The sequence below is a fragment of the Actinomadura sp. 7K534 genome (assembly GCF_004348575.1).
GTDB classification, from domain to species: domain Bacteria; phylum Actinomycetota; class Actinomycetes; order Streptosporangiales; family Streptosporangiaceae; genus Spirillospora; species Spirillospora livida.
In genome coordinates this window covers 1-21,358 of record NZ_SMKB01000124.1, presented here as the reverse complement: position 1 = coordinate 21,358, position 21,358 = coordinate 1, and the positions used below count along the sequence as shown (strand labels likewise).

23 protein-coding genes and 1 riboswitch are annotated in these 21,358 nt (G+C 68.9%); of the genes, 14 read left to right on the top strand and 9 right to left on the bottom strand.

Going from position 1 to position 21,358, the window contains the following annotated elements; genetic code table 11:
- Positions 1-153: 153 nt before the first annotated feature.
- The 3 genes from E1266_RS22785 to E1266_RS22775 are packed head-to-tail and all read right to left on the bottom strand — an operon-like array spanning position 154 to position 1,341.
- Complete coding sequence (locus E1266_RS22785) at positions 154-348, bottom strand: DUF397 domain-containing protein (RefSeq protein WP_347876739.1); 195 nt, start codon at positions 346-348, stop codon at positions 154-156.
- 28 nt (positions 349-376) lie between these two features.
- Positions 377-562, bottom strand: a complete 186-nt coding sequence (locus tag E1266_RS22780) for a DUF397 domain-containing protein (RefSeq protein ID WP_132050156.1) — start codon at positions 560-562, stop codon at positions 377-379.
- Positions 553-1,341, bottom strand: coding sequence for a helix-turn-helix transcriptional regulator (locus E1266_RS22775; RefSeq protein ID WP_132050155.1), 789 nt, complete (start codon positions 1,339-1,341; stop codon positions 553-555). Before E1266_RS22775 ends, E1266_RS22780 begins: the two co-directional genes overlap by 10 nt.
- 212 nt (positions 1,342-1,553) lie before the next feature.
- Between E1266_RS22775 and E1266_RS22770 the strand changes: the two genes are divergently transcribed.
- The 5 genes from E1266_RS22770 (at position 1,554) to E1266_RS22750 (ending at position 5,402) form a co-directional block, all read left to right on the top strand.
- The gene (locus tag E1266_RS22770; RefSeq protein WP_165966171.1) at positions 1,554-1,952 is read left to right on the top strand and encodes an ATP-binding protein; all 399 of its coding nucleotides are present in this window, start codon (positions 1,554-1,556) and stop codon (positions 1,950-1,952) included.
- Entirely contained in the window at positions 1,931-2,296 is a 366-nt protein-coding gene (locus tag E1266_RS22765; protein ID WP_132050151.1) for a hypothetical protein, read from the top strand. The genes E1266_RS22770 and E1266_RS22765 overlap by 22 nt, the downstream gene beginning before the upstream one ends.
- A 699-nt stretch (positions 2,297-2,995) precedes the next feature.
- Positions 2,996-4,273 carry an ATP-binding protein gene (locus tag E1266_RS22760; RefSeq protein WP_132050149.1) on the top strand — a complete coding sequence of 426 codons (1,278 nt, stop codon included), beginning with the start codon at positions 2,996-2,998 and terminating at the stop codon, positions 4,271-4,273.
- A gap of 100 nt (positions 4,274-4,373) precedes the next feature.
- Positions 4,374-4,904, top strand: a complete 531-nt coding sequence (locus E1266_RS22755; protein ID WP_165966170.1) for an RloB family protein — start codon at positions 4,374-4,376, stop codon at positions 4,902-4,904.
- Between the two features lie 183 nt (positions 4,905-5,087).
- Positions 5,088-5,402, top strand: coding sequence for a hypothetical protein (locus E1266_RS22750; RefSeq protein ID WP_132050145.1), 315 nt, complete (start codon positions 5,088-5,090; stop codon positions 5,400-5,402).
- 67 nt (positions 5,403-5,469) lie between these two features.
- Here the strand turns inward: E1266_RS22750 and E1266_RS22745 are convergent, their stop codons facing one another.
- Complete coding sequence (locus tag E1266_RS22745) at positions 5,470-7,305, bottom strand: acyl-CoA dehydrogenase (protein ID WP_132050143.1); 1,836 nt, start codon at positions 7,303-7,305, stop codon at positions 5,470-5,472.
- A 283-nt stretch (positions 7,306-7,588) separates the two neighbouring features.
- Between E1266_RS22745 and E1266_RS22740 the strand changes: the two genes are divergently transcribed.
- The 5 genes from E1266_RS22740 to E1266_RS22720 all read left to right on the top strand — a co-directional run bounded on the left by E1266_RS22740 (position 7,589) and on the right by E1266_RS22720 (position 12,732).
- Entirely contained in the window at positions 7,589-8,926 is a 1,338-nt protein-coding gene (locus E1266_RS22740; protein WP_132050142.1) for a UDP-glucose/GDP-mannose dehydrogenase family protein, read from the top strand.
- Between the two features lie 100 nt (positions 8,927-9,026).
- Positions 9,027-9,090, top strand: a riboswitch (guanidine-III (ykkC-III) riboswitch).
- A gap of 32 nt (positions 9,091-9,122) precedes the next feature.
- Positions 9,123-9,449 carry a multidrug efflux SMR transporter gene (locus tag E1266_RS22735; protein WP_132050140.1) on the top strand — a complete coding sequence of 109 codons (327 nt, stop codon included), beginning with the start codon at positions 9,123-9,125 and terminating at the stop codon, positions 9,447-9,449.
- 121 nt (positions 9,450-9,570) lie between these two features.
- Positions 9,571-10,356, top strand: coding sequence for a sporulation protein (locus E1266_RS22730; protein ID WP_132050138.1), 786 nt, complete (start codon positions 9,571-9,573; stop codon positions 10,354-10,356).
- A gap of 76 nt (positions 10,357-10,432) precedes the next feature.
- A complete protein-coding gene (locus tag E1266_RS22725; protein ID WP_132050136.1) occupies positions 10,433-11,902 on the top strand; it encodes a hypothetical protein in 1,470 nt (489 codons plus the stop codon).
- Between the two features lie 83 nt (positions 11,903-11,985).
- Entirely contained in the window at positions 11,986-12,732 is a 747-nt protein-coding gene (locus E1266_RS22720; protein WP_132050134.1) for an SDR family oxidoreductase, read from the top strand.
- Between the two features lie 17 nt (positions 12,733-12,749).
- Here the strand turns inward: E1266_RS22720 and E1266_RS22715 are convergent, their stop codons facing one another.
- Positions 12,750-13,337: a rhomboid family intramembrane serine protease gene (locus E1266_RS22715; protein WP_132050132.1), complete on the bottom strand. Its 588-nt coding sequence runs from the start codon at positions 13,335-13,337 to the stop codon at positions 12,750-12,752.
- A 107-nt stretch (positions 13,338-13,444) separates the two neighbouring features.
- Here E1266_RS22715 and E1266_RS22710 point away from each other — a divergent pair, with 107 nt between their 5' ends.
- Entirely contained in the window at positions 13,445-14,338 is an 894-nt protein-coding gene (locus tag E1266_RS22710) for a zinc-binding dehydrogenase (protein ID WP_207945856.1), read from the top strand.
- A 47-nt stretch (positions 14,339-14,385) separates the two neighbouring features.
- Here the strand turns inward: E1266_RS22710 and E1266_RS22705 are convergent, their stop codons facing one another.
- Complete coding sequence (locus tag E1266_RS22705; protein WP_131988018.1) at positions 14,386-14,715, bottom strand: WhiB family transcriptional regulator; 330 nt, start codon at positions 14,713-14,715, stop codon at positions 14,386-14,388.
- A 155-nt stretch (positions 14,716-14,870) separates the two neighbouring features.
- Between E1266_RS22705 and E1266_RS22700 the strand changes: the two genes are divergently transcribed.
- Positions 14,871-15,329, top strand: a complete 459-nt coding sequence (locus tag E1266_RS22700) for a GNAT family N-acetyltransferase (protein WP_132050158.1) — start codon at positions 14,871-14,873, stop codon at positions 15,327-15,329.
- A 7-nt stretch (positions 15,330-15,336) separates the two neighbouring features.
- Here the strand turns inward: E1266_RS22700 and E1266_RS22695 are convergent, their stop codons facing one another.
- A complete protein-coding gene (locus E1266_RS22695) occupies positions 15,337-15,744 on the bottom strand; it encodes a nuclear transport factor 2 family protein (RefSeq protein ID WP_132050130.1) in 408 nt (135 codons plus the stop codon).
- A gap of 64 nt (positions 15,745-15,808) precedes the next feature.
- Between E1266_RS22695 and E1266_RS22690 the strand changes: the two genes are divergently transcribed.
- Complete coding sequence (locus tag E1266_RS22690) at positions 15,809-16,369, top strand: TetR/AcrR family transcriptional regulator (RefSeq protein WP_165966169.1); 561 nt, start codon at positions 15,809-15,811, stop codon at positions 16,367-16,369.
- A gap of 144 nt (positions 16,370-16,513) precedes the next feature.
- A complete protein-coding gene (locus E1266_RS22685; protein WP_165966168.1) occupies positions 16,514-18,004 on the top strand; it encodes a CYTH and CHAD domain-containing protein in 1,491 nt (496 codons plus the stop codon).
- On the opposite strand, the gene E1266_RS22680 is transcribed toward E1266_RS22685, so the two are convergent.
- Positions 17,970-18,887, bottom strand: a complete 918-nt coding sequence (locus tag E1266_RS22680; protein ID WP_132050125.1) for an NUDIX hydrolase — start codon at positions 18,885-18,887, stop codon at positions 17,970-17,972. The genes E1266_RS22685 and E1266_RS22680 overlap by 35 nt on opposite strands.
- The gene (locus E1266_RS22675; RefSeq protein ID WP_132050123.1) at positions 18,880-20,979 is read right to left on the bottom strand and encodes an RNA degradosome polyphosphate kinase; all 2,100 of its coding nucleotides are present in this window, start codon (positions 20,977-20,979) and stop codon (positions 18,880-18,882) included. Before E1266_RS22675 ends, E1266_RS22680 begins: the two co-directional genes overlap by 8 nt.
- Positions 20,980-21,358 lie beyond the last annotated feature (379 nt).

The window sequence follows — 21,358 nt, the reverse complement described above, 5'->3', positions numbered from 1 at the left end:
TCCTTGACGAACCCCCCACCGGCGGCAGGCCGCCCCCTCTCCGTCGGCAGACCATCCTCGACCGCCCCACCACCCGTACACCCAACAAGCAGCACAAGCCCAGAGAGGAACGCAGCAAGGGACAGGACGAGGCGCATCGATCACCCGTATGAGTTAAGAGCTCTTTAGAACGCTGGCGAAGTTCCGAAAGTCACCACGATCGATGAGGAGCTTGGAGCCATCAGGATGCTTGCTGTCACGGATTGCAACAGTATTGGCAATGGCGGCTATTTCCACGCACGCGTCCCCGTCCTCATGACTGCGAGATGGCTTGCGCCACGCCAAGCTGCCCGAGGTTGATATAGTCACAGCTTCCCCAGCATAGGGTGAAACATTTCTACAAACCTTTGATCGCTTCAGCAAGGCGCCGAAACTCGCCGCGACTCACAAATACTCTGGGGCCGCCGGGATCCTTACTATCGCGAACAGCAACGATACGTGACACTAGCGCAATCTCGACGCAGGCGTCACCCTGTTCGCTACTGCGAGAAGACTTGCGCCATTTAACTTCACTCACGTCCATCTTTCGTCTATCACCTTTCTGATCAAGAGTCGCGTTTCTCTTACGTTTAACGCTTCCGATTGCAGAATCACGAAGGTTTCATTTGCCACTGCAATCTCATCAGGGTCGGTCGTTGTCTCACCTCCCCACGCCTTGATCGCATACGCGACCTGCTTATGATCTGGGCGAGTGGCGACATGGAACGATCCCCAGACGTTTCTGATGTACCGAATCGGAGCAACCTGCAACTGCACCTTTCCACTCAAGGACAGTTCGTACAGATACTCCAACTGCTCCTTCATCACTTCCGGCCCTCCAACTTCACGATAGAGAACCGTCTCGTCCATGATGATGGAGACGACCGGGGGTGGATTGCGATACAGAATCTCCTGCCGTCGCATCCGGTTTTCGACGGCATCCTCGTCTCTCAAGAGAACGCGGGCATAGGCTTCCTTCTGCAACAGCCCAGGCACCAGTCGCTCCTCATAGGCGCGAACCATGATCGCGGACTGCTCGGCCTTCGGATAGCTAGCGAAGTGCTTGGGGTACTTGTCGGACTTGATCGATTCTAGTAGTTCGTCCCAGGCTTCGACGAGGGTCGTACCGGCTTTGAGTGCACGGTCGAGCCGAAGAGCCATATCCCGGCGACAGCGTGTCCGCCCAGCCTCGATCTGGGTGATGTAACTGCGCGTCACGTTCACCAGGTCAGCAAGGCGCTGCTGATTGAGGCCCGCAGCCTTGCGAAGGCGCCTGACCTCGGCACCAAAACTCAAGAACTCGGGCTTGATCCGGTTCTGCATCGGCCTGACGCCTCTCGTTGAGGGGGTTACTACCGAGGGCAGTGCTTGTGAGTGATCTGAAACTGCTTCGCAGGTACCCGGGAATCGTACGCCGCCCTATGGCTGGATGGTGTTCGTTCGATTACACAGGGTGATAGTTGCGGGTACTTCCGGGTATGGCGGATTGGCCCCGTTTGTTATCAGCCCTTCGTCCAGGCTGGAGGGGTTTGCCGATGCCTGCGGTCATGCTCGCGCCAGAGGCGCCGCCGCTCGTTCTCGATCCGTCCGACGCGGCGCCCGCGAAAGCGCGCCGCTACCTCACCGACCGGTTCCGCGAACTCGGGCACGACGACGACTACGTCGGGCGGCTCGTGGTCACCGAGCTGGTCACTAACAGCTACAAGCATGTAGGGAGCGGGCACATCATCGTCCGGATCTTCCCGGACGCACGCGAGCCGCTCACCGTCATCGAGGTCTGGGACGAGAGCCGCGCCCTCCCCGTCGTCCAGGGCGAGGACGACGACGCGGAGAGCGGGCGCGGCCTGCTGCTGATGGCGCAACTAGTCCACGACTGGGGCGTCCGCCTGCTCAACGAGGAAGGAAAGATCACATGGGCTCGCTGCGCCCGCTGAACGCCCGCCTACTGCGATGGCGGACCCGGCTGGGACGCGCGACGGCGATCCGGAACCTCGATCTCCTCGCCGTCGCCGTCCAGGCCAAGAGCTACCGCTACGTGAAGCTCTACCAGGCTGACGAGCTTCCGGCCCGTCCACCGCTGCTCTGGGTGTTCGCGTTCAGCCCTGACGACCACGTCCGCGTCGCGGTGAGCGTCCATGCCACACAAGGGGGCGGCTGGGCCTACTACGACGCCGGACGAGGGCGGTGCGGCTACCTCTCCCCCTGCGGCGACACCAAGCGAGCTGCCGCCCACGTCGACGCGCTCCTCAAACACCGCATGTTCCCGTCCACCTGGTAACCCGCCACCAGAGAGCCATCACGATGATCCACCCACCTGAGCCCCGGCACGTCCGACCGCCCGCCGGGCACCCCACGACAACCTCACCACCACCCCCACTGGAACTGGACCTCGGGAATAGCGGACGGCGTCCACGATCGCGGACTTGATGCGTTCGTGGGTGCGGTACGCCGCCCGATCCTCCTCCCAGCCGGTGACGCGCTCCGGAGGCATGGCGGCGGCCCACCGCGCGGTGAGGGTCATCTCCTCGTCCGGGAGGTAGCCCATTTTGTGGAGGTGGACGGCCAGGTCGTAGACGGGGTCGCCCAGAGGGCGAGTTCCCAGTCGAGGAATGTGGTCGAGCCGTCGCCGACGATCATGTTGCAGCCGTGGACGTCGGCGTGCACGCAGGTGAAGGGGCGGGGGTGAGGCGGCGCCACAGGTCGTCCATGGGTGCGAGGGATCTCCCGAGGCGAGGGCGGCACTCGTCTCCGCCCGGCGGGGATCGGACGGCAGCGTGTTTCTGGCCCGACGATAACGCGTCGTCGTCCGAGCGGCGCCGGATGAGCACCCGGCCGCCGGTTCTTGCCGATTTGGAGTGGTTTCAGGACGCCGAACCCGCGTATCCACGTGTGGTTACTGGCAGCCACAGGTATCTCTCCTGCGGTTTTCCTGCACACTAGGAGTTGAGAGTGTCTCTGATGAGAGGTCAGGAGCGCGATGCTGCTGAGTTTCCGTGTAGCGAACCATCGGTCGCTGCGGCATGAGCAACAGCTGCTGCTCACGCCGTCCTACGCCGCCGACGCGCCGGCCGATGCTCCGTGGGAGGCCCTGCCCGTCGCGGGGATCTTCGGCGCCAACGCCTCCGGCAAGTCCAACGTGATCGACGCTTTGCAGTACATGGCCGCGATGGTCGGCCGGTCATTCAGAGAAAGCGAGCCGGGCGGGGGTGTTGAACGTCACCCCTTCGCACTCGATCCGGAGGCATTGGAAGAATCGTCGACATTTGTCGCGGATATGATCATTGATGGCGTTCGTTACACCTATGGGTTCGCCGTCGACGATGTTCGTATCGTTGAAGAGTGGATGTACAGCTACCCGCACAAGAGGCCGCGGGAAATCTTTCGTCGAGAGCTGGACACATTTCACTACGGTGACCATTCACCCCATGCGTTGAGACAGGCAGAGCAGCTCACTGAGCCGAACGTACTCTTCCTCTCTGTCGCGGTGCGCTCGAAACAGCGTATTCTACTCCCCGTTTATGAATGGTTCAAGCAGATCGAGTGGCGCACAACGCGAGATCTCGTGATGCCCTACATCATGGAAGGGTGGACGTCTGACGACGATTCCAGCCTGAAGCGTATCGTAACGCTCCTGCGCGCGGCAGACATAGGAATCGAAGACGCGGTGGTCGTCGAAGAGAGCGAAGAAGAGTATGTTGCGCGCATGAGCAGGCGTCGCCGCAGTCCAGCACAAAAAGATACGCCCAGAAGAAAACGACTTTCCTTCCAGCATAGGGGTGTCGATGGCGGGGCAGCACTGAAGATGCGGGAGCAGTCCACGGGCACTCAGTCCTTGTACTGGCTGGCGCAGCCTGCATTCAAAGCACTCGACCGAGGTGTGCCGTTCATCGTGGACGAACTCGATTCCAGTTTGCACCCGTTTTTGACGGCGCAATTGATCAAGCTGTTCTCCGAACCTGAAAGCAATCCGCACGGTGCTCAATTGATCTTCACGAGCCATGACGTGTCGCTGCTGGGACGGATCCAGGGAGAAGAGGTCCTCAAGCGGGACCATATCTGGTTCACCGAGAAGGACGAGTGCGGCGCCACGGAACTATTCCCCGTATCAGACTTCAATCCGCGTAGGGACGAGAACCGGGAACGTCGGTACCTCGCGGGCCGCTATGGGGCCGTGCCAGTGCTGAGAGACGAACTGTTCGCCGCCGCACTCGCGGCTCGAGAGGAAGACAGCCCTGATGCCCCCGAAGAGTCCTAAACGCGCGAGGCGAACGACTCAGCCGGGGAAGGTCGGACGGCAGACCAATCTCGAACGACGGCCCAGCGGATCCCGGGAAGAGCGGCTCAGCTTTCTCCTGGTGTGCGAGGGGAAGACCGAGAAGGGTTACTTCACGGGTATGCGGACGTGGCGGGGACCGCAGCTTGCCGTCGACGCGCCACAGCGCGATCACCGCGGTCTGGTCCGTGAGGCCGGAGCCCGCCGCTCGGACGAATATGACGAGGTCTGGTGCGTCCTCGACACGGAACTAGACGATCAACTCGTCCAGGATCTCATCCAAGAATCGCGAAGGTTGGAAGTCAACCTCGCGCTAACGTCCCCCAGTTTCGAGTTCTGGCTGATTCTTCACACTAGGGGGTACAGCCGGCCTTTTCAGTCTGCGCGGGAGGCGGAGAGGGAGTTGAAGGCGATACGCCCCGGCTGGTCGAAGGCCACGACGAAGTTCGAGGACTTCGAAGACGGCCTCGATGACGCCTGTGACAGGGCGCGCAAGCTCCACAACGGCGATGGTTCCCCGCCCAACCCGTCAAGTGCCGTTTGGCGGCTGGTAGAAGCGATCCGCCGGGGTGGAGAGCAGGACGGCGGCCACGGCTACAGCCCTCGCGAGTGATCGCTTCATGCCTGCACCATGCCACCCCCCGACTTGACCAAGGCTTGCTGGCAAGCTTCTTCGGCCGGGCGACTGCGTTCGCATTGCGGGCGTCCGTAGGAAGCGAGATCGAACTTCTTGGCTCCCGCTCGGGTCATAGGTGAACGACGCATCCTGTGAAATCCGCCGAGCGGGAGGCTGTGCATGGATTACTTCATCATCCTGATGATCGCGGCGAGTGCCGTTGTCGCTGGAGGGGTCGCCTTCGCGGTCACGCGTGAGGATCTCCGTAGTGAGGGCAGGGTGGCGGCTTCGGTGGCCTGCGCCCTCCTCGTGGGGGCCGTCTCCCTGTTCATTCCGTATCTGCCCGTGCTCGCATTTCTGGGCACGGTGGTCGCCTATCTCGTGTTGCGGCGGCTTTTCTCGGCGGGGCTCGCGCTTGCCGCTTCCGGAGTCGTTCTGCTCGCCGGGTGCTCGTTCTCCGTGCTGCTCATGATGGCCGCGCTGGAGACCATGTAATTCGGGCGGCGGTCAGTAACGCGGAACGGCCCCCGCCGGGAGGCGGGGGCCGTTGCGCGTTACGGGGTCAGAAGGACTCTTCGGGGAGGTCCATCAGGTCGAGGGTGGTGGACTCGGTGGTGGCGCGGTCGGCGGCCAGGCGGGGCAGGACGGTCTGGCAGAAGAACTGCGCGGCCGCGATCTTGCCGTTGTAGAACGCCTTGTCGGAGTCGGAGACTCCGCCGCCGCCGAGGGCGGTGAGCGCCACCTCGGCCTGGCGGCAGAGCAGCCAGCCGACGATGAGGTCGCCGAGGGCCATCAGGAGACGGGTCGCGTTGAGCCCGATCCGGTACAGCTCCTTCGGGTTCTCCATCGAGCCGAGCGCCCAGCCGACCATCGGGTCGACGATGCCCTGCACGTCGTCCAGGGCGCGGCCGAGGAGGGCGCGCTCGTTCTTCAGCCGGCCGTTGCCGGCCTCCGACTCGACGAAGGCCCTGATCTCGCCGGCGAGCACCTTCAGCGCCTCACCGTTGTCCCGGAGGATCTTGCGGAAGAACAGGTCCTGGCCCTGGATCGCGGTGGTGCCCTCGTACAGGGTGTCGATCTTGGAGTCGCGGATGTACTGCTCGATCGGGTAGTCCTGCAGGAAGCCGGACCCGCCGAGGGTCTGCAGCGACTCGGCGCCGAGCAGCGCGTACGCCCGCTCCGAGCCGAAGCCCTTGACGATCGGCAGCAGCAGGTCGTTGACCTTCTCGGCGGTCTCGTCCTTGCGGCCCTCGTGCTGGGCGATCTGCACGGCGTCCTGGTAGGTCGAGGTGAGCGTGACCAGGGCGCGCATGCCCTCGGCGTACACCTTCTGCGTCATGAGGCTGCGGCGGACGTCCGGGTGGTGGGTGATCGTCACCCGCGGGGCGGTCTTGTCCGTCATCTGCGTCATGTCGGCGCCCTGCACGCGCTCCTTCGCGTACTCCAGCGCGTTGAGGTAGCCGGTGGACAGGGTGGCGATGGCCTTGGTGCCGACCATCATCCGCGCGTGCTCGATGACGAGGAACATCTGCTTGATGCCCTCGTGCACGCCGCCGACCAGGTAGCCGATCGCCGGGTGCTTCTCGCCGAAGGTCAGCTCGCAGGTCGTGGAGACCTTGAGGCCCATCTTCTTCTCGACGTTGGTCACGTAGGCGCCGTTGCGCTCGCCGAGCTCACCGGTCTCCACGTCCACCAGGTACTTGGGGACGAGGAACATCGACAGCCCCTTGGTGCCGGGACCGGCGCCCTCGGGACGGGCGAGCACCAGGTGGAAGATGTTCTCCGACATGTCGTGCTCGGCCGAGGTGATGAAGCGCTTCACGCCCTCGATGTGCCAGGTGCCGTCCGGCTGCTCGACGGCCTTGGCGCGGCCGGCGCCGACGTCGGAGCCGGCGTCCGGCTCGGTCAGCACCATCGTGGCGCCCCACTGCCGCTCGCGGGCCAGCTCGGCGAACTTCTTCTGCTCCGGCGTGCCGATGCGCCAGAGGATCTGGGCGAAGCTCGGGCCGGACGAGAACATGTAGATGGCGGGGTTGGCACCGAGCACCTGCTCGGCGACCGCCCAGGTCAGGGAGCGCGGGGCGCCGGTGCCGCCGAAGTCCGGGCCGAGGTCCAGGCGGTACCACTCGGCGTCCATCCACGCCTTGTACGACTTCTTGAAGCTCTCCGGCATCGTGACGGTGCCGGCTGCCGGGTCGAACTCCGGAGGGTTGCGGTCGGCGTCCTCGAAGGAGGCTGCCAGCGGGCCCTCGGCCAGCCGGTCCATCTCGTCCAGGATGCTGCGCGCGGTCTCCTCGTCCAGGTCGGCGTACGGGCCGCTGCCGAGAAGGTCCTGGCGCCTGAACACCTCGAAGAGGTTGAACTCCAGGTCCCGGAGGTTGCTCTTGTAGTGCCCCATTCGAGACTCCGTTTAGTCCTGCGGTGCCAGGCCGGCCCCGCGCATCGTACTGGTTAGTAACTCAACATCATGCTACCCGCTAGTAACTAGTGACAACCACCCCTAAAACCACGCGAATCGGGGAGGCAGGCCACATCGATATCACGTCCAGGGCCCCCGCGTGAGCTGACTCACACGGCCCGACCTGCACACGGACCCGCGGCACGGCACCCGGCGCCGCCCCCGCGCGCACCGGTGGAAAGATCGGTCGGGCGAGAACACCGCTATCCAAAGGGAGGTGCGCATGGAACAGGGGGATTCCGACGCTCCGAGACTGACCGTCATCGGGACCGGCTATCTCGGCGCCACGCACGCGATCTGCATGGCCGTCCTCGGCTTCGAGGTCCTCGGCGTGGACGCCGACCCGGAGAAGATCGAGCGGCTGGCGGCCGGCGAGGCCCCGATCTTCGAGCCCGGCCTGCCCGAGCTGCTCACCAAGGCGCTCGACTCCGGCCGCCTCCGGTTCACCACCTCCCACGCGGAGGCCGGCGAGTTCGGCGACGTCCACTTCCTCTGCGTCGGGACACCCCAGCTCCCGGGCTCCGACGCCGCCGACCTTTCCTACGTCGAGTCCGCCGTCCGCTCCCTCGCGCCGCACCTGCGCCGCCGCTCCCTCGTCGTCGGCAAGTCCACCGTGCCGGTCGGGACGGCGCAGCGGCTCACCGGCATCGTCCAGGGCCTGGCGCCCGCGGGCACCGACGTCGAGCTCGCCTGGAACCCCGAGTTCCTCCGCGAGGGCTTCGGCGTCGACGACACCATGCATCCCGACCGGCTCGTGTTCGGCGTCGCGTCCGACTGGGCGCACGAGCGGCTGCGCGCGGCGTTCAAACCCGTCCTCGACCAGGGCACCCCGGTGATCCGCACCGACCTCGCCACGGCCGAGCTGGTCAAGGTCGCCGCCAACTCCTTCCTCGCCACCAAGATCTCCTACATCAACGCGATGGCCGAGGTCTGCGAGGCGGTCGGCGCCGACATCAAGGACCTCGCCGACTCCCTCGCCCTCGACGACCGCATCGGCGGCAAGTTCCTGCGGCCCGGCCTCGGCTTCGGCGGCGGCTGCCTCCCGAAGGACATCCGCGCGTTCGCGCACCGCGCCGAGGAGATCGGCGTCGGCCAGGCCGTGTCGTTCCTGCGCCAGGTGGACGACATCAACCGGCGCCGCCGCGCCCGCACCGTCGACCTCGTCCGCGAGGTCCTCGGCGGCACCGTCGCCGGGAAGAAGATCGCCGCGTGGGGCGCCGCGTTCAAGCCGAACTCCGACGACATCCGCGACGCCCCCGCGCTGGACGTGGCGCACACCCTGCACGGGCTCGGCGGCGACGTCCGCGTCTACGACCCGGCGGCGCTCGGCAACGCCCGCCGCGCCTTCCCCGACCTGCGGTACGGCGACGGCGCGTTCGAGGTCGCCGAGGACGCGGACGTGGTCGTCCTGCTCACGGAATGGTCGGTCTTCCGGGAGGTGGAGCCGGAGGCGCTTGCCAAGGTCGTCGGCCACCGACGCATCGTGGACGGCCGCCATGCCCTGGACGCGGCACGCTGGCGGGAGGCGGGCTGGGAGTACCGCGCACTCGGCCGCTCCTGATTCGTCGGCTTGCGGCGTGTCGTGAGGGCAGGCCGCATCACACGCCGCAAGTCAACGGAGCCGGGACGGGAACAGGGGAGTGGGCGGTCGCGTTCTTGGTGGTGAGGGCCTTTTGGTCCTCCCGGACGAGGTGCGCCGTACCCGGCAGGCGAAGACGGCGCTGGCAATGCCGTCTCGTCTCCGGGAGTAGAACCCCATGGCCTGGATCCTTCTCATCGTCGCCGGTCTCTTCGAGGTCGCGATGGCCCTGTGCCTGAAGGCAAGCAAGGGCTTCACCGAGGTACTGCCGTCCGCCGGCTTCCTCTTCTTCGCCGTGACCAGTTTCGGCCTGCTCAGCCTCGCCCTGAAAACCCTCGACGTGAGCACCGCGTACGCGGTGTGGGTCGGCATCGGCGCGGTCGGCACGGCGGCGCTCGGCATGCTGGTCATGGGCGACGAGGTGTCCGCCGCCAAGATCATCGCGCTCGCGTTCATCGTCATCGGGGTCGTCGGCCTCAACCTGGCGGGCGGCGGCGGCCACTGAAACCGGGGACAACCCGGCGATTCGCAGGTCACGCCGCCTTCCCGGAACGTAATCTCCCGTGACAGCGTCTATGGGACGGAAAGAGCGCTCGGGAGCGCGCTCGCTCAGGGAGGGACGGACCTTGGTCTTCAAGAAGCTGCGGCAGGCGATCGGCATCGGCGGCCCGTCGATCGAAACGGTCCTGCACAACCCCAACACCACGCCGGGGGGCGTGGTCACGGGTGAGATCACCATCATCGGCGGCCAGTACAACTCCGACATCAAAGCGGTGAACCTCGCGCTGCGCACCAGGGTCGAGGTGGAGTCCGGCGACAACGAGTACAGCTCGAACCTCGAGTACGCCAAGCTGCCGGTGGCCGGCGGTTTCACGCTGCAGGAGGGCGCCCGGCACAGCGTCCCGTTCCAGATGCCCATCCCGTGGGAGGCGCCCCTCACCCACATGTACGGGCAGCCGCTGCGCGGCACCACGGTCGGCGTCGCGACGGAGCTGGAGGTCGCGGGGGCGCTCGACCCGGGCGACCTCGACCCGATCGCCGTGCACCCCCTGCCCGCGCAGGAGCGCATCCTCGCCGCGTTCTCCAACCTCGGCTTCCGGTTCCACGGCGCCGACTGCGAGAAGGGCCGCATCTGGGGCGTGCACCAGGAGCTGCCGTTCTACCAGGAGATCGAGTTCTACCCGCCGAGCCAGTACGCCCGGGGGATCAAGGAGCTTGAGGTCACGTTCGTCGCGTACCCCCAGTCCATGGAGGTCATCCTGGAGCTCGACAAGCGCGGCGGCGTGTTCACCGAAGGGCGCGACGCGTTCAGCCGCTTCACCGTCGACTACGCGAGCATCGAGCACACCAACTGGGAGCAGCAGCTCGACGGCTTCCTGCAGGACGCCGGACGCCGCAGGGGCTTCTTCTAGACCCCCGTCCGTCCGATGACCGGATCCCCTCCGCGGTGTTGATCGCGGAGGGGATCTCCGCGTAGAAAGAGGTTCCGTGCCCCAGCCCCCCGGACTCAACGACGCGGAACGGCGCCTCTGGGCCGCGTTCCCCACCGGCGCGACCGTCGTCCTCGGCGACGACCGGCCCGCCGGCCCGCTCCCCGACCGCATGGTCCGCGCCGAGATCATCACCCGGCTGCTGCTCGGCGCCGAGGAACCGCGTCCCGGCATGGTCGCGGCCGTGCGGCTGCGCGGCGCCTACATCACGGGGACGATGGACGTCTCGGGCGGCTCGGTCGAGTACGAGCTCCGCCTGGAGAAGTGCCGGCTGGTGGAGGAGCCCGACTTCTCCAACGCCGCGACCCGGGAGATGCGCTTCGCCGACTGCCGGATGCCGGGCTTCGACGGCGGCGGCCTGCGCGCGGACGGCTACCTCAGCCTGTCCGGATCGGAGATCGAGGGCGAGGTCCGGCTGCCGCGGGCGCAGCTCGCCGGGGGCCTGCGGATGAACGGCACGACGATCACCGCGGCCGACCCGGACAAGTGGGCGCTGTTCAGCGGCGGCCTCGTCGTGGAGGTCGGCACCTTCATCCGCAACGCGCAGATCAGCGGCGGCGTGCGCTTCGTCGGGGCCCGGATGAACGGCGGCCTGTTCATGGAGGGCACGACCCTCAGCAACCCCGGCCGCATCGCGCTGGACGCCCAGAACATGGTCGTGGAGGACGCCGCCGAGTTCAGCCGCGGCTTCACCTCGATCGGCACCCTGCGGCTGCGCAGCGGCCGCTACAACGGCATCCTGTCGTTCTCCCGCGCGAAGCTCGACTCGGGCGACCCCGAGCGGATGGCGCTGCACGCCAGCCACATCCAGGCCGACGAGCTGCTCCTCTGGCCGGAGGAGAAGATCAAGGGCCGGGTGTCGCTGTCGTACTCCCGCATCGAGCTGATCATGGACCACCCGTCCGTCTGGCCGGACGAGCTGTACCTGAACGGCATGACGTACGAGACGCTGCGCGGCGCCGAGTTCAAGGACCGCCTCGACTGGGTCTCCCGCGACAAGGAGTTCCACCTCCAGCCGTACGAGCAGCTCGCGTCCTGGTACCACGGCACCGGCCACGACGACCTCGCCCGGAAGGTGCAGGTCGCCAAGCTCCGCGCGCGCCGCCGGATGCTGAACCCGGTCGCCAAGGCGTGGAACCACCTGCTGGACTGGACGGTCGGGTTCGGCCACCGGCCCTGGCTGGCGTTCGCGTGGTTCGCGGCGCTGCTCGCGATCGGCACGACGGTGTTCTCGATCGAGCATCCGCGCCCGGTCAAGCCGAAGGACGAGCTCCCCGACTTCCACGCGCTGATCTACAGCCTGGACCTGCTGATCCCGCTCGACACGTTCGGGCAGCAACTGTCGTACGACGCGGTGAACTGGTCCCGCTGGGTGGCGTACGGGCTGGTCACGACGGGCTGGGTGCTCGCCACCGCGCTCATCGCGGGCGCCGCGCGGGTGCTGCGTCCGACCCAGAACCCGAACTGAGCACCGGCGTACCGGCCCGGCCCCGAACCGGTGGGCCGCCCCGGGCGTCCACCCAGGTAGGGGATCGATCAGAATGGACGGCCATGGGGACGTATGTGATCACGGGGGCGACCGGCGGCATCGGGACGGCGGTGGCCGAGCTGCTCCGCGAACGCGGGCACGACCTCGTGCTGACCGGCCGCTCGCCGGAACGGCTCGGCAAGCTGGAGGCGGCGCTGCGCGGCGGCGCGCACGCCCCCACGCAGGTCATCAACCCGGGCGCGGTGCCGCCGCCGCCGCGGACCGCGGCCATCACCACGGTCCCGCTGGACCTGCGGGAACCGCGCCGCATCGAGGCGTCGCTGGCCATGGCCGGGATGCCCGCGCGGCTGGACGGCGTCGTCCACGCCGCGGGCATGGTGCACCTCGGTCGGGTCGCGGACACCGAGGCGGACGAGTGGATCGAGCACATGTCGGTCAACCTGGTGTCCGCCGCGGAGTTGACCCGCCTGCTGCTGCCCGCGCTGCGCGCCGCCGAGGGGCACGTCGTCTTCGTGAACTCGACCGCCGGGCTGCGCGCCAACCCGCAGTGGTCGGCGTACGCGGCGAGCAAGTTCGGCCTGCGCGCCCTGGCCGACTCGCTGCGCGCCGAGGAGCCGTCCCTGCGGGTCACGACCGTCTACCCGGGGCGGACGGCCACGGAGATGCAGCGGAAGGTGCGCGCCCAGGAGGGCGGGACCTACGCCGAGGACGACTTCGCGGCGCCCGCGACCGTGGCGCGGGTCCTGGTCGCGGCGCTGGAGACGCCCCGCGACGCGGTCGTGGCGGACGTCACCGTCCGGCCCACCTGAACCTGGGGCCGGGGGGTTCAGCTTCTGCGCAGGAACCAGGCGCCGAGGACGCCGCCGATCAGCCCGAACAGGTGGCCCTGCCAGGAGATGCCGGGCTCGCCGGGGATGACGCCGAACAGCATCGTCCCGTAGACGGCGACGACCGCGACGGCGATCCCGATGTCGAGCAGGCGCCGCTCGAAGATGCCGCGTCCCACCAGGTAGCCGAAGAAGCCGAAGATCAGGATGCTGGACCCGAGCGTGTTGGCGGAGCTGGTGAACCACACCCCGAGCCCGCCGACCACGACGACGATCAGGCTCATGGCCAGGAACTTGGCGATGCCCCGCGCCGCCGCGATGAACCCGAGGATCAGGAACGGGACGGTGTTCGCCATCAGGTGCCCGAACCCGCCGTGCATGAACGGCGCGGTGAAGATGTCCGGGAGGTCGTTCACGTTCCGCGGCTGGATGCCGAACCGGTCCAGCCAGCCGTTCATCGTGTAGTCGACCGCTTCCAGCACCCACATCACCGCGGTGACGGAACCGATCAGGACCGCCGAGGACAGCGCGCGGACGCCGTGCTTGGCGAGCCCTTCGGACCTCTGCCGTTCGGGGACATAGCTCATATCAGCCACCGTAAATCTCGGATCTGCAAAGTCAACGAACGTAATGCCCGGAATGTGCCCGGCCCCCCGGACCCGGGCCCCGGCACCGCTTCCGGCATATTGGACGGATGCGCGCAGCGATCTGTGAGGAACTCGGCTCCGTCGCCGTCCGGGAGACCGAGCCGCCCGTCCCCGGGCCCGGCCAGGTGCTCGTCACCGTGGCGGCCGCCGGGGTCAACTACGTGGACGCCCTCTTCGTCCACGGGCGGTACCAGATCAAGCCGCCGCTGCCGTTCGTCCCGGGCAGCGAGGTCGCGGGCACGCTCCCGACCGGGGAGCGGGTCCTCGCGATGTGCGGGCTGGGCGGTTTCGCGACACACGTGGCCGTGCCCGCCGCCGCGGCCGTCCCGATCCCGGACGAACTGGACTTCCCCCGCGCCGCCACCTTCACCCAGAGCTACAGCACCGCGCTGTTCGCCCTCCGCGACCGGGCCGCCCTGCGCCGCGACGAGACGCTCCTCGTCCTCGGCGCCGGCGGCGGTGTCGGGCTGGCGGCGATCCAGGTGGCCACGGCCCTCGGCGCCCGGGTGCTCGCGGTCGCGTCCACGCCGGCCAAGCAGGAGGCCGCCCGCCTCGCCGGCGCCGAGGCCGCGCTGAGCAGTGCCGACGACATCAAGTCCGCCGCCCGCGAATGGTCGGACGGCGGCGTGGACGCCGTCTACGACCCGGTCGGCGGCGCCCTCGCCGGACCCGCGCTGCGCGCACTCCGCGAAGGCGGCCGCTACATCGTGATCGGCTTCGCGTCGGGGGACATCCCGTCCCTCCCGCTCAACCAGGTCCTCCTGCGCAACCGCGCGATCGTCGGCGTCGACTGGGGCGCCTGGTCGATGACGCATCCCCTGGAACAACGTCGTCTGCTGGACGAGCTCCTCGCCATGGTCGCCAAGGGCGACCTGGCCCCCGTAGCCCCCCCCGTACCGAGCCCCTCGCCTCAACGGCCCAGGTCATCGACGACCTGCTGAACCGGCGCGTCGTGGGCAAGGTGGCCCTACTCCCCTAAGCAGCTCTCCTAGGCGGCGGAGGCGTGCTCCGACTCGGAGGCGTCCCCGCGGACGACGATGACGGGCAGCGGGCGCCGGGCCGGGGCGTCGGCGGTGCGGCGCAGGTAGCGGCGCTCCTCCGGCGTCGTCCCTCCCCAGATCCCGTCGGGCTCGCCGACCCGCAGCGCCCAGGCGAGGCACTCGGCCTTCACGGGGCAGTTCGCGCAGATGGCCTTGGCGGCCTCCTCCTGCGCCTGGAGCACCGGTACCGAGTAACCGATGGGGAAGAACAGGTCCGGATCGGCACCGCGACAGATGGCGTGGTCGCTCCAGTGCTCCTCGTTCTCGTCATGATTCATGGCATCTCCCTGCGCGGCGAAGAGACCACCGGCAGTTCGGCTCGTCGGGGTGGTCCCACTCAACGTAGTACTACAAGTCGTAGTACTACAAGACGTGCGTGGACGTTGCAAGTTAGCGTCCGGATACCCTGTTAGGCGTGAAGCGTGATCAAGAAGTGACCTTCCGCGAGGCTACGGTGGCCGATCTGCCGCAGATCGTCCGGCTTCTCGCGGACGATCCCCTCGGCGCCACCCGTGAAACGCCGGGCGACGACATACCGGAGGCGTACTTCGCCGCCTTCACCGCGATCGAGAAGGACCCCAACAACCAGGTGATCGTCGCGGAGGTGGCCGGCGCCGTCGCCGGGACCCTCCAGCTGACCTACATCCCGGGCCTGACCTACACCGGCGGCGAGCGGGCCCAGATCGAGGGCGTCCGCGTCGCCTCCGACCACCGCGGCATCGGACTCGGCCAGGACATGATCAACTGGGCCATCGGCCAGGCCCGCGCCCGCGGCTGCCGCGTCGTCCAGCTCACCACCGACCGCCAGCGCCCCGAGGCCATCCGCTTCTACCAGAAGATCGGCTTTCGCCCCTCCCACATGGGCATGAAGTACCACCTCCACGACAACTGACGGCGCCTCAGGGGTGGGCCGGGGACAGGGCCTCCTGCCAGCGGGCCGTGTCCGTGTACTGGTGCAGCCAGGAGATCCGGCCGTCGGTCACCCGCCACAGGTGGGCGAACTCGGCCTCGTGGGGACGGCCGGTGGCCCGGGCGGTGCCCCGGTAGCGGCCGGTCACCACGATCAGCCCGCCGGTCGTCTCGTCCCAGGTTTCGGCGTAGGGGGCCGTGTCGTACTCGGCGAAAACCGCGCCCCAGACCCGGGTGAGGGTCTCCTCGGGTCCGTGGAACGTGCCGCCGGCGCCGCAGGGAAGGCCCGGCGCCGTGTTGGCCTCGAAGTCCGGGTGCAGGATGGCGAGGATCGCCGCGCCGTCGCCCGCTTGGGCGGCGCTGTAGAAGCGGGAGACGACGTCCGAGGAATCCGACATGCGCGCTCCTTTTAGAGGAAATATTCTAGAATTACACTCTAGCCAGCGATGTCGGGAGAAGCCATTGGGAAGGCCGGCGAGGTTCGACGAGACCCGCATCCTCGATGCGGCCCTGGCGGTCACGGCAGAGGACGGGCCCGGCGCGGCCACCATCGCCGCCATCGCCGGCCGGCTGGGCGCTCCGTCAGGGTCGCTGTACCACCGGTTCCGGTCGCGCGACCTGCTGCTCGCCTCCCTCTGGACGCGGACGGTACGGCGCTTCCAGGAGGGGTACGTCGAAGCCCTGGCGCGGGACGACGCCGAGGCCGCCGCCCTGCACACGCCGCGATGGTGCCGCGAGCACCCGGACCAGGCCGCCGTGCTGCTCCTCCACCGCCGCCGGGACCTCGTCTCCAGGTGGCCCGCCGAACTCGCCGGCGACCTCGACACGCTGAACGCGCCGGCCGCGAAGGCGCTGGACGCCTTCACCGCCCGCCGTCCCGGCATCGACCGGGAGCGGGTCGTCTTCGCCACGGTCGACGTCCCCTACGGCGCCGTCCGGCGTCACCTGCTGGCCGGGCGCCCACCGCCACCGCTGGTGGACGAGCTGGTCGTCACGACCTGCCGGGCCGTCCTGGGCTCGTGAGCCCCTTGGGGCGAGGCCCCGGAGCACGAGCGCGGGCGAGGCGCAATGAGATGATCAAGAGCGTTCTGTCATAGTTCGGCCTGGCGTGAAATGCTTGTTACCTGGGGGTGTGCGCCCTGTCGCGTCGTCGTTGAGGAGCAGAGCGTGGCCGAGAGGCATCTCGAGATCGAGCAGAAGTACGATGCCGCCGCGGACTTCGTCCTGCCGGAGCTGGACGGGCTGCCGGGCGTCGCGTCGGCCGGGGAGCCCGAGGTCCACGAACTGCACGCGAGCTACTTCGACACCGCCGACCTGCGGCTGGCGGCGCACGGCATCACGCTGCGGCGCCGGCGGGGCGGGACGGACGCCGGCTGGCACCTGAAGATGCCGGCCGGGCCGGACAGCAAGCAGGAGATGCGGGCGCCGCTGGGCCGGCCGCTGGTCGTCCCGGCGCGGCTGGCCGGGCTGGTCGCCGCGTACACGCGGGGCGCGGAGCTGCGGCCGGTCGCAACGCTGGAGACCAGGAGGACGGTCGTCCGGCTGCTCGCCGCGGACGGGACCGAGCTGGCGGAGGTCGCCGACGACCTGGTCACGGGCTGCGGGCCGGACGCCGAGCCCGAGCGGTGGCGGGAGATCGAGGTCGAGCTGAAGGGCGGCGCGCCCGAGCTGCTGAAGGCGGCGGGCAAGCGGCTGCGGAAGGTCGGCGCGAAGAAGGGCAAGTCGTCGTCCAAGCTGGGGCGGCTGCTCGGTGAGGCCGTCGTCCCGTCGCGGGCGGCGGCCGCCCGGGCCGCGGCGCGGTCGCGGATCGCGGCGGCGACGTCCAACGGCAAGGGGCCGGGCATCACCACCGGCGAGGTCGTCCTGGCGTACCTCGCCGAGCAGGTCGAGGCCATCGCGAAGTACGACCCGAAGGCGCGGCTGGAGGAAGAGGACGCCGTCCACAAAATGCGCGTCGCCGTCCGGCGGACGCGGAGCGCCCTGCGCAGCTACCGGCCCGTCCTCGACGCGGAGCGCACCGTGCCGCTGGGGCCGGAGCTGCGCTGGCTGGCCGCCGTCCTCGGCGAGGTCCGCGACCTGGAGGTGCTGCGGATGCGCTTCGCGGAGGCGCCCGCGTTCCTGGTCGAGGACCTGGAGAAGCGGGAGAAGGCCGCGTACCGGCGGATGAACGCGAGCCTGCGGGAGCCGAGGTACTTCGAGCTCCTCGACGAGCTGGACCGGCTGATCCTCGATCCGCCGCTCGCGGGGGCCGCGGACCACAAGGCCCGCAAGGAGCTGCCCGTCCTCGTCACGCGGGCGTGGGACCGGATGGCCAAGGACTACGCGTCGATCAAGAGCGCCGACGACCCCGACGTCGCCCGGCACGAGACCCGGAAGGCGGCGAAGCGCGCGCGGTACGCCGCGGAGCTCGCGGTGCCGGTGCTGGGCGTGGCCGCGAAGCGGGTCGTCAAGGACGCCAAGCGCATCCAGGAGGTCCTCGGCGGCCACCAGGACGGCGTGATCGCCATGGAGCACCTGGGGACGGCCGCCAAGCGCACCAAGGTCCCGGCGGAGGCGTTCGCGCTGGGCGTCCTCTACGGCAAGGAGCAGTGCGAGGCCCTGGCCGCGCGGGACCACCTGTCGACTACGTGGTCGCAGACCCTGGGGCCATCGTTCTAGGCGTGTGATGCTCCAGGGCGGGCATCGAACCACCGGCCAGGTGCGCCGCCCAGAACTCGGCCTTGCGCAGGCTCGGGTCGTCCGGCGCCTTCTCCCCCGTCTTGGCGCACAGGCCGGTGACGAGCTCGGACACGACCTCGCCGTGCGTGCACACGATGGTGGGGACGCCGTCGTCCACCAGGGACAGCAGCCCGTCCATCGCCTGCTCCGGGGTGGTGGCGCCGACCGTGAACGCCGGGTCCGTGACGATCCGCGTGCCCGTGCGGCGCGCGTACGGCAGGACGGTCTCCAGGCAGCGGGCCGTCGCCGAGCTGATCAGCCGCGCGGGCCCGTAGGTGTGCAGCAGGGCCGCGAGGTCGGCGGCCTCGGCGCGGCCCGCGGCGTCCAGCGGGCGCAGCTCGTCCGCGTCGCGCCACTCCGCCTTCTCCCCGGCGGACGCGTGCCGCAGGATCACCAGCGGCGAGGTGTCCAGGGGGCCGCCTAGGAAGTCGTGGAGCAGGGCGACGTCGTGCTCGTAGCTCAGCCTGGCCTCGGCCTCCTCGGCGGGCAGCCAGGCCAGCTCGTCCACCTCGTCGTTGGGCGTGAGCGTGCCCGACGTGACCGGGCGCGCGGCCCAGTAGTCGACCTGCTTCGTGCGCCCGCCGACCGGATAGGTGCTGGTCGGCAGCCGGCGGCCGAGCCGGGCGACGATGCCCGTCTCCTCCTCGATCTCGCGGACCGCGGCCCGCAGCACGTGCTCGCCCCGGTCGAGCTTCCCCTTCGGGAACGACCAGTCGTCGTAGCGGGGACGGTGGACCACCGCGAACTCGGGGCCGTCCCGCCACAGCAGCGCACCGGCCGCCCGGACGACCTCGGCACCCGCCGGATCGGAACTCTCAGGCATCGACCGTCCTCCACCGGCGGCTCTTGACCAGATGCGTCTGGATGTCGCGCAGTGTCTCACCCCGCCCGGTCTCACCCGGCCCGGCCGACAGCCGCGTCCACGTGCCGTCGCCGGCGAGCGCCCACGCGTCCGTGCCGTCGTCCATGGCCAGGTCGATGAGCGACAGCAGCTCGTCGCGCTGCGCCCGGTCGGTGACGGTGACGAGCGCCTCCACGCGGCGGTCGAGGTTGCGGTGCATGAGGTCGGCGCTGCCGATCCACACCTCGGGCTCGCCGCCGTTCTCGAACGCGAACACCCGGGAGTGCTCCAGGAACCGGCCGAGGACGCTCCGCACCCGGATGTTGTCCGACAGCCCCGGCACGCCCGGACGCAGCGCGCAGATGCCGCGGACCCAGATGTCCACCGGCACCCCCGCGCGGGACGCCCGGTACAGCGCGTCGATGACCACCTCGTCGACCAGCGAGTTGCACTTGACGCGGATGCGCGCGGAATGCCCGGCCCGCCGGTTGTCGATCTCGTGCTCGATCCGCTGGACGAGCCCCGACCGCAGGCTGTTCGGCGCGACCAGCAGCCGGTGGTAGGAGCTCTGCCGCGAGTAGCCCGTGAGGTGGTTGAACAGGGCGCTGACGTCCTCGCCGACCTCGGCGTCCGCGGTCAGCAGCCCGAAATCCTCGTAGAGCCGGGCCGTCTTCGGGTGGTAGTTGCCGGTGCCGATGTGGCAGTAGCGCCGCAGCTGGCCGTCGGAGTCCTGCCGGACGATCAGCGCGAGCTTGCAGTGGGTCTTCAACCCGACGAACCCGTACACGACGTGGCAGCCGGCCGTCTCCAGCTTCCGCGCCCACGCGATGTTGGCGCGCTCGTCGAACCGGGCCTTCAGCTCGACCACCACCACGACCTGCTTGCCGGCCTCGGCGGCGTTCATCAGCGCGTCCACGATCGGGGAGTCGCCGCTCGTCCGGTACAGCGTCTGCTTGATCGCGAGGACGCGCGGGTCCGTCGCCGCGTCCTCGATCAGCCGCTGGACGGTCGTGGTGAACGAGTCGTACGGGTGGTGGACGAGCACGTCCCGCTCACGGATCGCGGAGAAGATGTTCGCGTCCTCCGGGACCGCCTCCTTCGACGGGACGAAAGGGGGGTACTTCAACTCCGGGCGGTCGAGGTCGGCGATGGCCGCCAGGCCACCGAGGTCGAGGGGGCCGACGACGCGGTAGATCTGGCCCTCGTCCACCGCCAGCTCCGACGTCAGCAGGTCCAGCACGCCGTCGGAGATCGACTCCTCGACCTCCAGCCGGACCACCGGGCCGAACCGGCGGCGCAGCAGCTCCCGCTCCAGCGCCTGCAGCAGCCCCTCGCTGATGTCGTCGTCGATCTCCAGGTCCTGGTTGCGGGTGACGCGGAACGCGTGGTGCTCGACGACCTCCATCCCGACGAACAGCTGGCCGAGATGCGCGGCGATCACGTCCTCCAGCGGCGTGAACCGGTCCGCGGACGCCTCGATGAAGCGCGGCAGCAGCGGCGGCACCTTCACCCGGGCGAACATCGTCGCGTCCGTCTCCGGGTCGCGGACGATCACCGCGAGGTTCAGCGACAGGCCCGAGATGTAGGGGAACGGGTGCGCGGAGTCCACCACGAGCGGGGTCAGGACGGGATAGATCCGGTCGCGGAACAGCCGCCGCAGGCTCTCCTGCTCCGTCTCGGCCAGCTCGTCCCACCGCAGGATGTCGATGCCCTCCTCGCCGAGCGCCGGACGCACCACATGGCGGAAGCAGGCGGCGTGCCGGCCCATCAGCTCGTGCGCGACCACACCGGTGCGCTCCAGGACCTCGCGGGGCTGCCGCCCGCTGGCGGACTGCACCGCCAGCCCCGTCGCCATCCGGCGCGCGAGACCGGCGACCCGCACCATGAAGAACTCGTCCAGGTTGCTGGAGAAGATCGACAGGAAGCGGACCCGCTCCAGCAGCGGCAGGCCGGGATCCTCGGCAAGTTCCAGGACACGCTGGTTGAACCGGAGCCAGCTCTCCTCCCGATCGAGGAAGCGGTCATCGGGCAGCGCTTCGGCCCGCTGGGGAAGCTGTCCTGGGTTGACGGTCATACCAGTGATTTTCCCCTGTACCAGGTGAACGATGGTCGAACTCGGCTGATTCGCCGAACTATCAGACACCCCGATCATGCCCTGGGTTCCGGCAGATCACTCTTTATTTCCCAGGGGGGGCGACCCCCCTGGAACCCCCCGTTGCGCTCGGCGCACCGTTTCCCGATCCGCTCCGCGTCTCGTGAAACGGTGCGCCGAGCGTCGGGTCGTGCGACCTCCGGCGCTGGGCGCCTCCGGCCGCACGACCCGTGCGGGTGATCACGCGGGTTGTCGGTCGGGTGCGGATCCCCTCACCGTTCGGGGTAGCGCGGGCAGCACCGTTCGGGGAAGTGGGGAGCAGCACCGTTCGGGGTAGCGCGGGCGCACGTCGGGTGGGGGC